This is a genomic window from Arthrobacter sp. CJL-S3, from assembly GCF_056711635.1.
Genome location: NZ_CM160046.1, coordinates 14350 through 28665 on the forward strand (window position 1 = coordinate 14350; position 14316 = coordinate 28665).

At 66.5% G+C, this 14316-nt stretch carries 11 protein-coding genes; 3 read left to right on the forward strand and 8 right to left on the reverse strand.

Going from position 1 to position 14316, the window contains the following annotated elements; all coding sequences use genetic code 11:
- Positions 1–36: 36 nt before the first annotated feature.
- Positions 37–1050 carry a hypothetical protein gene (locus AC06G6_RS00070; protein ID WP_479825158.1) on the reverse strand — a complete coding sequence of 338 codons (1014 nt, stop codon included), beginning with the start codon at positions 1048–1050 and terminating at the stop codon, positions 37–39.
- A gap of 155 nt (positions 1051–1205) precedes the next feature.
- Here AC06G6_RS00070 and AC06G6_RS00075 point away from each other — a divergent pair, with 155 nt between their 5' ends.
- Both AC06G6_RS00075 and AC06G6_RS00080 read left to right on the forward strand, forming a co-directional pair.
- Positions 1206–1751, forward strand: a complete 546-nt coding sequence (locus AC06G6_RS00075) for a peptidylprolyl isomerase (protein ID WP_479825160.1) — start codon at positions 1206–1208, stop codon at positions 1749–1751.
- Positions 1752–1760: 9 nt separating this feature from the next.
- Positions 1761–2642 (forward strand): rhomboid family intramembrane serine protease, encoded by an 882-nt coding sequence (locus AC06G6_RS00080; RefSeq protein WP_479825162.1) that lies wholly within the window; start codon positions 1761–1763, stop codon positions 2640–2642.
- A gap of 1385 nt (positions 2643–4027) precedes the next feature.
- On the opposite strand, the gene AC06G6_RS00085 is transcribed toward AC06G6_RS00080, so the two are convergent.
- Both AC06G6_RS00085 and AC06G6_RS00090 read right to left on the reverse strand, forming a co-directional pair.
- Positions 4028–4642 (reverse strand): DNA-3-methyladenine glycosylase I, encoded by a 615-nt coding sequence (locus AC06G6_RS00085; RefSeq protein WP_479825164.1) that lies wholly within the window; start codon positions 4640–4642, stop codon positions 4028–4030.
- Between the two features lie 120 nt (positions 4643–4762).
- Positions 4763–5017 carry a cell division protein CrgA gene (locus AC06G6_RS00090; protein WP_307457202.1) on the reverse strand — a complete coding sequence of 85 codons (255 nt, stop codon included), beginning with the start codon at positions 5015–5017 and terminating at the stop codon, positions 4763–4765.
- 214 nt (positions 5018–5231) lie between these two features.
- Between AC06G6_RS00090 and AC06G6_RS00095 the strand changes: the two genes are divergently transcribed.
- Positions 5232–5873 (forward strand): aminodeoxychorismate/anthranilate synthase component II, encoded by a 642-nt coding sequence (locus AC06G6_RS00095; protein ID WP_479825167.1) that lies wholly within the window; start codon positions 5232–5234, stop codon positions 5871–5873.
- Positions 5874–5889: 16 nt separating this feature from the next.
- Here the strand turns inward: AC06G6_RS00095 and pknB are convergent, their stop codons facing one another.
- From pknB to AC06G6_RS00120, 5 genes are read right to left on the reverse strand one after another with little or no spacing between them, the layout of a single operon-like run.
- Entirely contained in the window at positions 5890–7851 is a 1962-nt protein-coding gene (gene pknB, locus AC06G6_RS00100; protein WP_479825169.1) for a Stk1 family PASTA domain-containing Ser/Thr kinase, read from the reverse strand.
- 6 nt (positions 7852–7857) lie between these two features.
- Entirely contained in the window at positions 7858–9678 is a 1821-nt protein-coding gene (locus AC06G6_RS00105) for a protein kinase domain-containing protein (protein WP_479825171.1), read from the reverse strand.
- Positions 9675–11132, reverse strand: a complete 1458-nt coding sequence (locus AC06G6_RS00110; protein WP_479825173.1) for a peptidoglycan D,D-transpeptidase FtsI family protein — start codon at positions 11130–11132, stop codon at positions 9675–9677. Before AC06G6_RS00110 ends, AC06G6_RS00105 begins: the two co-directional genes overlap by 4 nt.
- Complete coding sequence (locus tag AC06G6_RS00115; protein ID WP_479825175.1) at positions 11129–12580, reverse strand: FtsW/RodA/SpoVE family cell cycle protein; 1452 nt, start codon at positions 12578–12580, stop codon at positions 11129–11131. Before AC06G6_RS00115 ends, AC06G6_RS00110 begins: the two co-directional genes overlap by 4 nt.
- Entirely contained in the window at positions 12577–14316 is a 1740-nt protein-coding gene (locus AC06G6_RS00120; RefSeq protein WP_479825177.1) for a PP2C family protein-serine/threonine phosphatase, read from the reverse strand. Before AC06G6_RS00120 ends, AC06G6_RS00115 begins: the two co-directional genes overlap by 4 nt.

Here is a 14316-nt window from a genome sequence, read left to right on the forward strand (position 1 = left end):
CCTCAACGGCTGCCCGTAGGCGGCCTGCGCTCTGTCTTAGCTTCCGGTGGTCTTGTCGGTGCCGTTGTTGCGGCTCGCGGCGATGTTCCGGACGGCGGTCTTCGCGTCGGTGGCAACCTTGGCGGAAGCATCCTTGATGTCCTCAGCAGCGTCCTCGACCGAGTCCTTGATGTCCTCGGCGGCGTCCTGGGCTGCGTGCTTGGCCTTGTCAGCGGCCTTGTCGGCGGACTCGGCAGCGTCAGCCGAAGCTTCAGCGGCGGTGTCAGCGGCGGCAACCGTGGCTGCGCCAGCCTGGCCGGCGGCGTCCTTGACGGATGCCCTGACGTCGTTGACGGTGGTGGCCGGAACCGGTGCCGGTGTGACCGGGGCGGGTGTCTTCCAGGGATCCTCGACCGGCTTGGAAGCCCGCCATGCGGCAACTCCGGCGGCAACTGCCGCGGCGATGATACCGAAGATCAGCAGACCGCGGTGCTTGGGCTTCTGCTTCTTAACCAGCTCACCGCTGACGGCCTTGCCCGCCTTGTTCGCGGCGACCTTGACGTGGCTCTTCGCGGACTTCGCCTGCTCCTGGACGTTGTGGATGATCCCCGCTTCGCCGAGCCGCTGGGCAACCGCGTCCACGTGGCCCGGGGCGCTCTGGAGCGTGCGGTGCACGGCGTCGGAAGCATGGCCGATCTGGTCCGAAAGCTTCGGCAGGTATTCCACGACCACCCGGTCGCGCGCGTTGGCGATCACCGGTGTCGCCTTGTCCAGCGCCTCGTGCAGGCGAGGGGTGGCGCCCTCAACGGCGTCGTTGATCTTGGGTGCGAGATGTGCGAGTCCGTCCTGGAGACGCGGGGTTACCGTCGCAACGCCGTCGGCGAGATTGTAGGCCGCCGACTTGAGCCCCTCCTGGATCTTGGGAGAAGCGGTATCCAGGCCCTGCTGCAGGCGCGGAACGGCCCAGTTGACGGCTGCTTCAACCCGCGGGGTTGCCCAGTCCTTGGCGGTCTCTACTCCGGTGCTGACTGAATGCTCCAGCTCACGGGCAATACGATCCGTTTTCTTCACAACTACCTCCCGATTAATGTGACGATTCTGCTGTTAGCCTACGTGGCCCAGACCTCACCGGCTATTCTTCAGGCCGATTATGGGCGGATTTCACCCAGCGCGGAACTGGCGGACCGGCCCTATGTGCAGGGGCCCGTCATGGAAGAATAGGGCCTATGACTGCCATCGCAACTGCAAAAGCAACCATTCACACGAGCATGGGCGACATTGTCGTCAATCTCTTCGGCAACCACGCCCCCAAGACCGTCGAGAACTTCGTCGGACTGGCCACGGGCGAGAAGGCCTGGACCCACCCGGAGTCCGGCGAGGACAAGACCGGGACGCCGCTCTATGACGGCACCATCTTCCACCGCATCATCAAGGACTTCATGATCCAGGCGGGCGATCCCCTCGGCCGTGGCGTGGGCGGCCCGGGCTACAAGTTCGACGACGAAATTCACCCTGAACTGACCTTCAACGAGCCCTACAAGCTGGCCATGGCGAACGCCGGCATCCAGATGGGCCGCGGCACCAACGGCTCGCAGTTCTTCATCACGACGATCCCCACCGGCTGGCTGCAGGGCAAGCACAGCATCTTCGGCGAGGTGGCAGACGATGAGTCCAAGAAGGTTGTTGACGCCATCGAGGGTGTCCGCACCGGCATGGGCGACCGCCCGGTCGAGGACGTCACCATCAACAGCATTGACGTAGAAAAGCTCTAAGCCCAGCGCATGAGCTACGGAATTCCGGCGGCAGAGCCGTCCGCGCAGATCCCGGTGTGCCCCCGGCACCCGGACCGGCCCGCCTATGTGCGCTGCCAGCGTTGCGGGCGCCCTGCGTGCCCCGACTGCCAGCGGGCGGCCGCCGTCGGATTCCAGTGCGTTGACTGTGTCAACGAAACCAAACGTACGACGCCGGCGGTCAAGACCGTCTACGGCGGCGCCGTGACCACCGGAAAACCCGTGGTCACGCTGTCCCTGATCAGTCTGTGTGCCCTGGTCTTTGTGCTCCAGTGGCTGGTTCCCAACGACGGGATCTACCGGAACCTGGCGTTCGCCACCGTCTATGCCAGCCCGGAGTACGGGGTCTTCGAACCCTGGCGGATGGTGACTTCCGCTTTCCTGCATTCCCAGGGATTCATCCTCCACATCGTGCTCAACATGTACATGCTGTGGGTGTTTGGCCAGGCGCTCGAGCCTCTCCTGGGACGGATCCGCTTCCTGGCGGTATATTTGCTGTCCGCTTTTGGCGGATCGGTCGGCTACCTCCTGCTGACACCGGGCTACGTCCCTGGCCAGCCGCTGAGCGGCGTGGTCGGCGCTTCGGGAGCCATTTTTGGGCTTTTCGGCGCCATGCTGGTGGTCCAACGCCGCCGCGGCGGCGACACCAGACAACTCTGGGTGCTGATCCTTATTAACGGCGCCATCGGCTTTGTGGTCCCCTCGATTGCCTGGCAGGCCCACCTTGGCGGGGCAGTCACAGGCGCCCTGTGCGCGGCCGTCCTGGCGTACACGCCCCGCGGCCCGCGTCAGGGACTGCTGCAGGCCGGCGGACTGCTCTTGGTCCTTGCCCTGCTGATTGCAGTCTCCGCCCTCCGCGTCGCCGTCGCCTGACCCCCGCGGGGGGCGTCCCCTGCCGCGCCACGCCGCGATGACCTCCCGTCCAGGGGACCTCCGCGCTGGGTGATCCCGTCCAGGGACCTCCCGTCCCGCGCCCTCCCGCCCTGCGCCTTCCCGTCCAGGGCCCTCCCGTCCCGCGCGATCCCGTCCCGTGCGAACCCGCGGGTCATCCCGTCCACGGTTCTCCCCTTCCTGATCCTTGCGGTGCGCGCTGTGGCCGCCCGCTGCGGCGCCACGTCGGCACTGCCACCCGGCTGATCGGCGGCGCAGGGCCAAGGTCGGTCCCGGACGCTTGAGTGTTGTGGCCCGCGGCGGCCTTCCTGATGTGCGTGCTGCCCTCCGCCGACGCTCCAGCCCGGTTACTCCGTGTTTCAGCATGCCCCCTCCTCCCGGAACCCCGGATTTCCGCGGCCGCGGTGAGGTGAAGGCGAAAGTAACTGGGCGGGAGCGTCAAACCGGCGGGGCAACGTCCTTCGCCGCGACGCCCGGAAGTCCAGAAGGCCCATACTTCCCGGGCGTCTGGCGATCCCGACCTTCCCTGGGAGTTCCGTGGACCGGCGGCATCTTGTTCCCGTTTTCCACAGTGCGCCGTGTCCGGCCCTCCCTGTTCGCGCTCTTCCCGCGTCCCCAAGTGCCCAAAATATGCGCTGCGCATGTCCCCGACGCGAGTTGTCCACAGGGGTTATCCACACTGTTGGTAACTTACATGCGTGTAGTTCATGTCGGCCCGCCGGATCTGAGGGCCACACCGGGCGATTCCGGAATGGGTCGCTGTCGGATCTCCACAATTGTGGATAACTCCTGTGGGCGGCCCTGTGGTTAAGTGGACAACTCCGGCCGGGAGGTAAGACCCGTGCATCGGCGGACGACGGGAGGACGGGCCACGCGGCCGGCTTCCACACACGGGCGCCAGACCGGCTCCAGGATGAAATCTTATTTCAACAGAGTTATTCACAGGATTATTCACAGTGTTAATAACCCGCCGGGTGAAGTTTCCCCGGACGAATTGGCGCCAGGCGGGGCGGAAGTATCCGAAATCCGCAGTCTCGACCTCGTTATCCCCAGCTGTGGATAACTTGTGGGTACTGGGGAGTTGTCAAGTGGATAACTTTTCGTCGGCGCGTTGCTGCGCGCCGGACAAGCGCAGTGCCGCCACCGCGGGTTGCCATCCCGCCGACCGGGGCCACACGGCGAACTTATCCACAGGGAATCCACACTGTTAATAACTCACAGCGTTGTAGTTCCCTGGGGAATGTCCTCCGGAAGTGCCGTGTGAGGGCCACAGTGCACGGGCAAGGCCGTGCGCGGGGTGGAGCTGGGCCGTAAGTTATCAACATTGTGGATAACTTTGGCCGGAGTTGTGCACACCGGTGCGGGGTCTAGCGCGGCCAGATACCGGAGGTCCCGCGGCGGTGGCTGTCCAGCAGATGGGTGTCGATCATGCCGATGGCTTCCATCAGGGCGTACATCGTGGTGGGCCCGACGAACGCGAAACCCCGCTTCCGCAGTGCCTTGGACAGCGCGATCGACTCAGCCGAGGTGGTGGGGATTTCCTCGTGGGACCTCGGCTCGGGAGTGGAATCCGGCTGGAAGGACCAGACGAAATCAACCAGCCCGCCGTCGTCCCGCAGAGCAATAGTGGCCTGGGCGTTGGTGATGGCGGCCCGGATCTTCAGCCGGTTGCGGACGATCCCGGCGTCGAGGAGGAGACGCTCAACATCGGCATCCGTAAACGCGGCCACCGTCTCGGGATGGAAGTCGTGAAAGGCCGCCCGGAATGCCGGCCGTTTCCGCAGAATCGTGGCCCAGGAGAGTCCGGCCTGGAAGCCCTCGAGGCTGATCCGCTCGTACAGGCCCTGCTCGTCGCGCACCGGAAGCCCCCACTCGGTGTCGTAGTACTCGCGCAGCAGCGGATCCACGGCCGCCCAAGGGGGCCGGGCCAGACCGTCGTCGCCGATTACCGGGCCGGTTGTTGCCTGTGTTGCCGGGACCATCTGGACTCCTCCGTTCGCGGTGTTCTCCGCTCCAGCATTATCGGCCCCTGCCGGGGCCCGGCGTTAACGCGAAAGACCGGCACACAGGGTGTACCGGTCTTCCGTCAGATGCTGCGGCGTTCAGGAACGCCAGCGGGTGGTCATCAGGAAGCCGATGATGGCGATGCCGAAGCCGGCGATGATGTTCCCGGATCCCCAGGCAGCAACCGGGAGTGCGCCTTCGCTGATGTAGAAGGTGATGATCCACAGCAGGCCAATGATCATCAGGCCGAACATCACCGGCTTGAACCAGACCGCATTGGGCTTGTTGGCCTGCGCGGCGGAAGTCTGCGGCGTTTCGTGGGCAGTCCGTTTGCGGCGCTTTGACTCGGGCACGGGTCCTCCTTGGCGGCTGGAACAGGAGCGGGACCCTGGCTTGATATCCTGCAAGGAGGAATACACCGGCGGTCAGCGCTCTTGGTCAGGTTGAAGTTCTTATTCGGAGCCAATTCTAGCTGTAGTTCAGGCCACGGGGATGTCCGCCGCGAACGTCCGGGATGGCACGATTCACCAGGTTCTCTGATTCAACGATTGGTTCAGCAAGGCACCCATGAGTACAACCAAGATTCTCGTCGTCGACAACTACGACAGCTTTGTCTACACCCTGGTGGGATACCTCCAGGAACTCGGCGCGGAGACCACGGTGGTCCGCAACGACGACGTCACCCTGGCCGAGGCGATCGACCTGGCAGAGGCACGCGACGGCGTCCTCATCTCCCCGGGCCCCGGGAACCCCGCCGGCGCGGGCGTCTGCATCGAGCTCATCAAGTGGTGCGGCAGCCACAACAAACCCATGCTGGGCGTCTGCCTGGGACACCAGGCACTAGCCGAAGCCTACGGGGGCACCGTCACGCACGCGCCGGAACTGATGCACGGCAAAACGTCGCTCGTGGAGCACCACGGCTCCAGCGTGTTCGCCGGGTTGCCTTCGCCCTTTACAGCAACCCGTTACCACTCCCTCGCCGCCGTCCGCGAGAGCATCCCTGAGGTCCTGGAGATTACCGCGGAGACGGGCACCGGAGTTGTCATGGGGCTCCAGCACCGCACGGCCCCGCTCTGCGGCGTACAGTTCCACCCGGAATCCGTGCTCACCGAAGGCGGCTACCAGATGCTCGGGAACTGGCTCGAATCCCTCGGCATGGCCGGCGCGGCCCAGCGTGCCGCATCGCTCAGCCCGCTCATCAAGCACTAGGCCCACCCAGAAAAACTCAGTCGTCCTTGGATCCCTTGGTGGACGTGGGGGTCGGCGTGGGTGTGGGGGTGGGGCTCGGCGGCGGCGGGGGCGGCGGAGCCTTCGCCACGGTGACGGAGACCGCCTTGCCTTGTTCCACGAGAGCCGCAGCGGCGTCGGACTGTCCGGTGACCTTACCCGGTTCGACCTGGGAGTTTTCGACTTCCGTGGCAATCATGACCAGGCCAAGCGCCTTCAGGGCCGCTTCAGCCTCGGCCTGGGGAAGCCCAACCAACTGCGGCACCACGACTTTGCCGGTGGAGACGATGATTTCCACGATGCTGCCAGCGGCCACATTCTGGCCCGGCGCCGGGTTGGTGGTGATCACGATGCCGGCCGGGACCGTGGGGCTGTTGGCCATGGTGGTGCCCGGCGCTCCGGCAAGACCCTTCTGGCGCAACACATCGCGCGCCGCGGCCTCCGTGCGTCCCGGCAGGTCGGCGGGGATGGTGATAACGCTGGGACCTTCGGAGATGTTGAGCGTGATGTCGGAATTCGGGTCCAGCGAGCTCCCCGTGGCCGGGACGGTGCCGACCGCGATGCCCTTGGCAATCGTCTCGTGCTGCATCCGGCTGAGCTGGGGCTTCAGCCCCGCGTTGTAGAGCTTCTGGAGGGCCTCGGTCTCGGTCAGCGACGTCACCGACGGCACCAGGACCTTGGCCACCGGGGGCGGCGCCTGGTTCATCATGTTGTAGAGCCACAGGCCGCCGCCTGCCAGCACGAGGACGGTGACGATCACCAGGGCGGTGATCCACGTCCGACGCCGGGACTGCTGACGCGGGGTGTGCTCGCGCTCCGGCGGCAGGACCAGCGGCAGGCTGCCGCTGTCCGCGGCGCCATAAACGACACCGTGGGTCATCAGGGCGTTCTCATCATCGGCCGGGGACTCCGGCACGGGGCGGAGCCGTCCGGTGGGGGTCTCGTCGAGGAACTTCGCACCGGTCACCGAGAAGGCCGCCGTCGGCGTGCCGTCCGGGGTCGGGACCGTGTCATTGGGGTCAGTGGGGGCTTCGCTCGCGGCCGGTGCGGCCACGCCAACTCCGCTCCGCGCGGCCCGGAGCGCACGGCGGAACGCCGCGGCATCCTGGAAGCGGTCCGCACGGTTCTTCTGCAGCGCCTTCATCAGCACGCTGTCCAGTGCCTCGGAGACGTCGGGATTCAAGCTGCTCGCCAGTTCGGGGATTTCACGCACATGCTGGTAGGCCACCGACACGGGGCTGTCGCCGATGAAGGGCGGCCGGCCGGCGAGCATCTCGTACAGCAGGCATCCGGCCGAGTAAAGGTCGCTGCGGGCATCCACGGTCTCACCGCGGGCCTGCTCCGGTGAAAGGTACTGGGCCGTGCCCACCACGGCCTGGGTTTGCGTCATGGTCGCTGACGAGTCCGCCATGGCGCGGGCAATCCCGAAGTCCATCACCTTGACGCTGTTGGTTTCCGGGCAGAACATCACATTGGCGGGTTTGATGTCGCGGTGGACAATCCCTGCCTTGTGGCTGTAATCCAGGGCCGCGAGCACTCCCAGGGAGAAGTCAATCGCCTGGTCGATGCTGACTTCCTTGGCCCGGATCAGGTCCCGGATCGTCTTGCCGGAGACAAACTCCATCACGATGTACGGCACCCGTACGGTGTCCTCGTGGTCACCGGGGACGGCGTGGTCCCCGGTGTCGTAGATGGCCACGATCGAGGGATGGTTCAGCGCGGCCACCGCCTGCGCCTCGCGCTTGAACCTGGCCTGGAACTGGGGGTCCCTGGCCAGGTCCGGGCGGAGCAGTTTGACCGCCACGGTGCGTCCCAGACGGGTGTCGACGCCGCGGAAGACGTCGGCCATGCCGCCGCGGCCGATCAGCTCACCCAGCTCATAGCGCCCGCTGAGGACGCGCTGGGTGTTCACGGGGCCGCGGTCCTCCCGGTGCGATGGGGTGCGGGGTGAAGTGGACATAGTGGGCTACGTTCCCGTGGGGCTGGGGGTGGATTCCGCGGCCGCGGCCTTAGCCAGGTGGTAGGTCACGACCGAACCGGCGGGCACCTCGGTGCCGGAAGCGGGCTCGGCGCTGACGAAGGTCCCGGGCGCCTCTTTTTTGTTCGTCGGATTCACATCCGCTCCCTTCGCCCAGCGCAGGCCGGCGTTCACGATGGCCTGCTGGACGGCGGCTTCGCTGGCCCCGGACTGCAGGGTCGGGACTGTAACGCTCTGGGGTTCTTCCGGTCCCTTGGAATAGGACACCGTGATGGTTGTGCCAGGCTGGACCGGCCCGGCGGGGTCGATTTCGACAACCGTTCCGGGGGCGGAGGCGTCGAAGACCTCTACCCCGGTGACGCCCAGGCCCAGGCCGATCAGTTCCCTGCGGACGTCGTTGTAGGGCCGGCCGAGGTACCTCTCCGGAATCAGGTTGATGGCGGCCGGTGTGGACTGCGTCGGTGCCGCGGAGGTGGTGGTGGGGCTGGCACTGGTGGTCGTGGGCGAGGCGCTGGTGGTGGCCGGTGACGCACTGGTGACGGCGGCGCTGGAACTGCTCGCCGGAGTCTGCGGGAACAGAATCCCGGCCTGGGTCAGCATGACGCCCACCAGTGCGAACAGCACCAGCAGGATCAGGGCAATCAGCGGCCAGGTCCAGGGGCTGCGTCCGCGGCGTTCCGGCTCAGTGGCCGGTTCGTCGTAGTCGTCGTCTTCCTGGACCCAATTGCGTTCCGCGGCGAGGGCGTCGGCACGCGACAGTGTGTTGCGGGCTCCGTACGCGCTGGCGGCGGCGGCCCCGGCCGCAACCCCTGCCGCGGCGCCCGCCCCGGCGGCGCCGACCACGGGCAGCGCCGAGGTGGCCGACGTCGTACCGTCTGCAGCGCCGATGACGCCGGTTGCTGCCGTCGGGATGTCCACCGGTGCCGTGATCGGCCCGGTTGCTGCTTCGAACAGCAGCATGCCCGGGACGGCGGCGTGTGCTGCCGCGATGTCGCCGTTGCGGATGGCCTCGGCGGCTTCCGACAGTTTGAGGGCGTCCGCCGGGCGGTTCTTCGGGTCCTTGGCCAGCATGGACATCAGCAGGGCGCGGACCGGCTTCGGCAGGGTTTCCGGCAGCGGCGGCGGCGCGTCATTGACCTGGGCCAGCGCGATCGCGATCTGGGATTCCCCGGAGAACGGTCGGTGTCCGGTGAGGCACTCGTAGCCGATGACGCCGAGGGCGTAGATGTCCGAGGCGCCCGTGGCGAGCTGGCCGGTTGCCTGCTCCGGAGCCAGGTACTGGGCGGTGCCCATAACCTGTCCGGTCTGGGTCAGCGGGACCTGGTCGGCCAGCCGGGCGATGCCGAAGTCCGTGACCTTGACGCGGCCGTCCGGGGTGATCAGCAGGTTGCCCGGCTTGATGTCGCGGTGGACCAGGCCCTGGGCATGGGCCACCGAGAGGGCGCGGGCCGTCTGCGCGATCATGGAGAGGGTGCGGTCCGGGGACAGCACCTGTTCATGTTCGATGATGCTGCTCAGCGGCTGGCCCGGGACCAGCTCCATGACGAGGTAGGCGGAGCCTTCTTCCTCGCCGTAGTCAAAGACGTTGGCGATGCCCACGTGGTTCAGGAGCGCCGTGTGGCGGGCTTCGGCGCGGAAGCGCTGGAGGAAGCCGGGGTCGCCCGTGTACTCCTCCTTGAGCACCTTGATGGCGACGATGCGGCCAAGGATCAGGTCTTTGGCTTTCCAGACTTCTCCCATGCCGCCGATCGCAATACGCGTGGTCAGCTGGAACCTGCCGCCGAGGGTGATTCCTGATGAAGGCCTCACTTATTCAACACCGCCTCAAAAATCTTCTTCGCGTTCGGACTGGTTAGCTTTGCGCCGGTGGTGATGTCTACGCCTTCAATGACGATGGTGACAGCCACCTGCGGGTCATTCGCCGGGGCAAACCCGGTAAACCATGAGTTGTTCAGGCCGTCGCCGAGTTCCGCGGTACCGGTCTTACCGGCCACCTTCACGCCGGGGACTGCCGCCTTACTGGCGATCCCGTCGTCGACGACGCTGACCATCCACTCGTTGATCTGCCGGGCAATCTCCGGCGTGGTGGAGGTCTGCAGCGCCTGCGGTTTCGGCTCGCTGATCGGCCGTAGGTCCGGGGAGCGGACGGCCTTTATCAGGTTCGGCTGCATCTGGACCCCGCCGTTGGCGATCGCGGCTGTCATCTGGTTGATCTGCAGCGGGGTGGCCCGGACGTCCCGCTGGCCGATCGACGACTGCGCCAGGCTGGCGTCGTCCAGTTCTTCGGTCGGGAAGAAGCTCGGGGCGGAGTCCAGCTTCAGCTGGTCGCCGAAGTCCTGGCCGAAGCCGAACTTCTCCGCCTGGTCCGCGATGGCCGCCTGCCCCAGGTCCAGGGCAATGCTGGCGAACGGGGTGTTGCAGGACTGCTGCAGAGCGAAGGCGAACGTGGCCGTGTTGCGGGTGTAGCAGTTGCCGCCGGCATAGTTGGGCAGCGTGTACTGGATGCCGGGGAAGGACATCTCCGCCGGGTTGGGCAGGACGCTGTCCTTGTTGTACTTGCCCGAGCTAAGCGCCGCGGCCGTGTCGATGAGCTTGAAGACGGATCCCGGTGCCAGCAGAGCCCCGGTGGGGCCGCTGACGTTCTGGTTCAGGTTGATCCCGGGGACCTTGTTCAGTTCGGCGAAGTTGGCAGCCTCTGCCACGGGGTCCTGGGTGGCGATCAGATTGGGGTCGTAGGAGGGCTTGGACACCATGGCCAAGATCGCGCCGGTCTTCGGGTTGGTCACCACAATCGATCCGCGCTGGCCATCCGGGATGAGGTCGTAGGCGAGCTTCTGGAGCTCGGGATCGAGCGTGAGCTCCACCGAGGCGCCCTTGGGCTGGTTGCCCAGGAAGAGCTGGCCGACCCGGTCTAGGAACTGCTGGTCGGAGCTGCCCGCGAGCTCTTTGTTCATCGTCTTCTCGAGCCCGGTGACGCCGAAGCTCCTGGAGAAATAGCCGGTGATCCCGGCGTACGGTTCCGGCTGGTTGTAGGTGCGCTGGAACTTGCAGCTCTCATCGGCCGCGACGGATTCGGCCACCGGGGCACCGCCCACGATGATGGCGCCCCGGTCATTGCAGTAGTTCTGCAGGAGGGTCCGCTTGTTCCAGGCGTTGGCCTCCAGCTCGTCCGCTCCGACCACCTGGACGTAGCTGAGGGCACCGAAGATGAGGACGAACATCGCGATCGCCGCGATCCAGGCATTGCGAATGGCTTGGTTCACAGCTTCACCGCCTCGGTCGGGGCGTCCGGACTGTTCCGTCCGGTGCCGGGCACAGTGGCCGGCTTCGAGGGCATGGCAGGCAGTACTTTCTGTGGGTCGGGTTGCTCACCGGGAGCCAGCGGTGTTGTGTCCACCGGGCCGCGCGCCGTATGCGAGATCATCAGCAACAGTCCGACGATGATCCAGTTGGCCAGCAGTGACGAACCGCCGGCGGCCAGGAACGGCGTGGTGAGGCCGGTGAGGGGTATGAGCCGGGTGACGCCGCCGATCACGACGAAGCACTGCAGCGCGATGGCGAAGGACAGCCCGGTGGCGAGCAGCTTCCCGAACGCGTCACGGGTGCCGAGCGCCGCACGGAAGCCCCGGGTGAAGAGCAGCAGGTACATCAGGACGATCGCGAAGAGGCCGATCAACCCGAGTTCCTCGCCGAAGGAGGCAATGATCATGTCGCTGTTGGCGAACGGAACGAGATTGGGTCGCCCCTGGCCGAGGCCGGTGCCGACCAGTCCGCCGTTGGCCATGCCGAACAGACCTTCGACGATCTGCAGGCTGCCGCCGAACGCCCGGCCGTAGACCTCGTCGGTGAAGGCGTTGATCCAGCCGTCAATCCGCAGGGCGACGTGGGAGAAGACGCGGGAAGCGACGAACCCGCCAGCCGCGATGAGCCCGACGCCGATGATCACCCAACTGATGCGGCTCGTGGCGACGTAGATCATCACCAGAAAGAGTCCGAAGAACAGGATCGACGAGCCGAGGTCCCGCTGGAAGATCAGCACGCCGATGCTCACGAGCCAAGCGGCGATCATGGGACCCATGTCCTTGAACCGCGGGAACTGGATGGGACCGACCTTCCGGCCGGCCAGCAGGATGAGATCGCGGTTGGAGGAAAGATACCCGGCAAAGAATATAGCCAGGGTGATCTTGGCGATTTCACCGGGCTGGAAGGTCATCGAGCCGAACTTGATCCAGACCCGGGCGCCCAGGATTTCACCGGCGGTGATGCCGGGAACCAGCGGGAGGATCAGCAGGAAGGCACTGGCGGCCAGGGATATGTAGGTGAAGCGGCGGAGGATCCGGTGGTCCTTGAGGAACCAGATGACCGCGATTGAAACGGCCATGGCCACCAGGGTCCATCGCAGCTGGTTGTTGCCCGTGTCCTCCCCGACCCGGTCCAGCCGGTGGATCATGGCGAGGCCGAGGCCGTTGAGCGCCACCACCAGCGGAAGTATTACCGGGTCGGCATATTTAGCCCGGAGGCGCAGGACGACATGGAACGCGAGGGCTGCTGCGGCGAGCAGGCTCGACTGGAACCAGAAATCGGCGTCGAACGCCTTCTGCTGGTCCACCCCGACCAGGGCATTGGCCCCAATGCCGACGGCAAGGGCCAGCACCAGCAGGACCAGTTCCACGTTCCGCCGCGGCCTGGGCGTGGGATCGATGGATGTCAATTCCCCACCTCACAGAAAGGGGCCGTCGCCGCCGGCGAAGGTGCCGCGGTCGCGCCGGGAGCCGCCGTGGCACCCGGGTCGGCCGTTGCACTGGGATCCGCTGTCGCCCCGGGAGTGACCGGGGTCGGAGACGGTGTGATGCACTCGTCCGCGGGGGCGGTGGTGCCGGTGCGCTCAAGGTTCTTAACGATCCGCTGGGCGTCATAGAGGTCCCGGGCCGGCACGGTCTGGCGTACCCGCTGCTGGGAGAATTCAGGGAGATCTGACATCCGGATTTCGGTCACCGCTTCGAGGGTGGAGAGCTGGATGGGTCCCAGGCGCTGGGAGACCCCGTTGAAAATGGCGACATGCTGGTCGTGCTCGCCGATGTAGTACCGCGTCTGGGTCCAGGCGTAGCCCAGCCAAAGACCCACCGTGAGGAACGCCACGAGGGCCGCGGCAATGGAGACCGTCACCCAGCGGCGGGGACGGCCGGCCTGCCGGTACTCCTCGGCTTCTTCCCTCGCCTGCTCCGACTTGTGGGTCAGGACCGTTGCCGCCCGGCGGGCCATGGTGCGCCCCGCAATGGTGGGGATGGAGCCGGATTCCGCGGCGGCTGCGGCGGCGCCCACGAGTTCGTGGGGACGTCCTGCCAGTTCCTCGCGGAGCACCTCGGCGGACAGATGCTCACCCAGGTGCGGGTCGGTGGAGGTCGGCGGTTCGCCCGCCGCGCCGGGGTCGGACCGGGAGTCCGCGGCCTCGGTCGGAGCGGGGGCCGCTGCGGCCCCTCCGGCCAGCGGGAGAGTGGCGGAGGCGCCGGTATCGGCCGGTCCTTGGGTCTCCGGCGGCGTCTCGGCAGCTTTCGCTGCACCAAAGGTGTTTCCGGTCTGGCGGGCGCCGTCGGACACTGCCGCGGCCACGGTGGACGGCGGCGTGGACGGGACAATTTCGACGGCGGCGGTCCGGACGTCGTCGGTGGTCGGTTCGACGATCTCCAGCATCACCACGGTGACGTTGTCCGGGGCGCCGGCCTCCAGCGTGAGATCGACCAGCAGCTCAACGCATTCCCGCAGGCTCTTGGTCTCCCGGACGGTGCGTTCCACAACGTGGCCGGCGACGTAGTTCAGACCGTCGGAACAGAGCAGCCAGCGCTCACCCGGTTCGACCTCAAGCGTCGCCAGGTCCAGTTCAGGGCTGGCGTCGACATCGCCGAGAACGCGCATCAGGACGTTTTTGTGCGGATGGGTCTCCGCTTCTTCGGGGCGGAGCCGGCCTTCATCGATGAGGCGCTGCACGAATGTGTGGTCCACGCTGACCTGCTCGAATTCGCCGTTCCGAAGCCGGTATGCGCGGGAGTCGCCAATATGGGCGAAGTGCAGCTTGCCCTCGGCCAGCAGGAGGGCCGTGACGGTGGTCCCCATGCCGGCCAGCTTGGGGTTGATGTGGACGAGTTCGGACAGCAGTGAGTTGGCGGTCTGGATCTCGTCGGCCAGGACGGTGCCGGCGTCGCCGTCGTAATCGTCGCTGTCGAGGTGGATCATGTCCAGCACCGTGGCGGCAGAGGCGACATCGCCGCCGGCGTGTCCGCCCATGCCGTCGGCGACGACGGCGAGGTGGCGGCCGACGTAGGCGGAGTCGTCGTTCTTCGCGCGCACCCGGCCGACGTCGGAACGCGCGGCGTAGCGCATGATGAGCGGCCGCTTGGGGGGAGTTGTTTTGCCTTCGGCCCTGTCTGCGGGGCGATCAGGTGCAGCCAC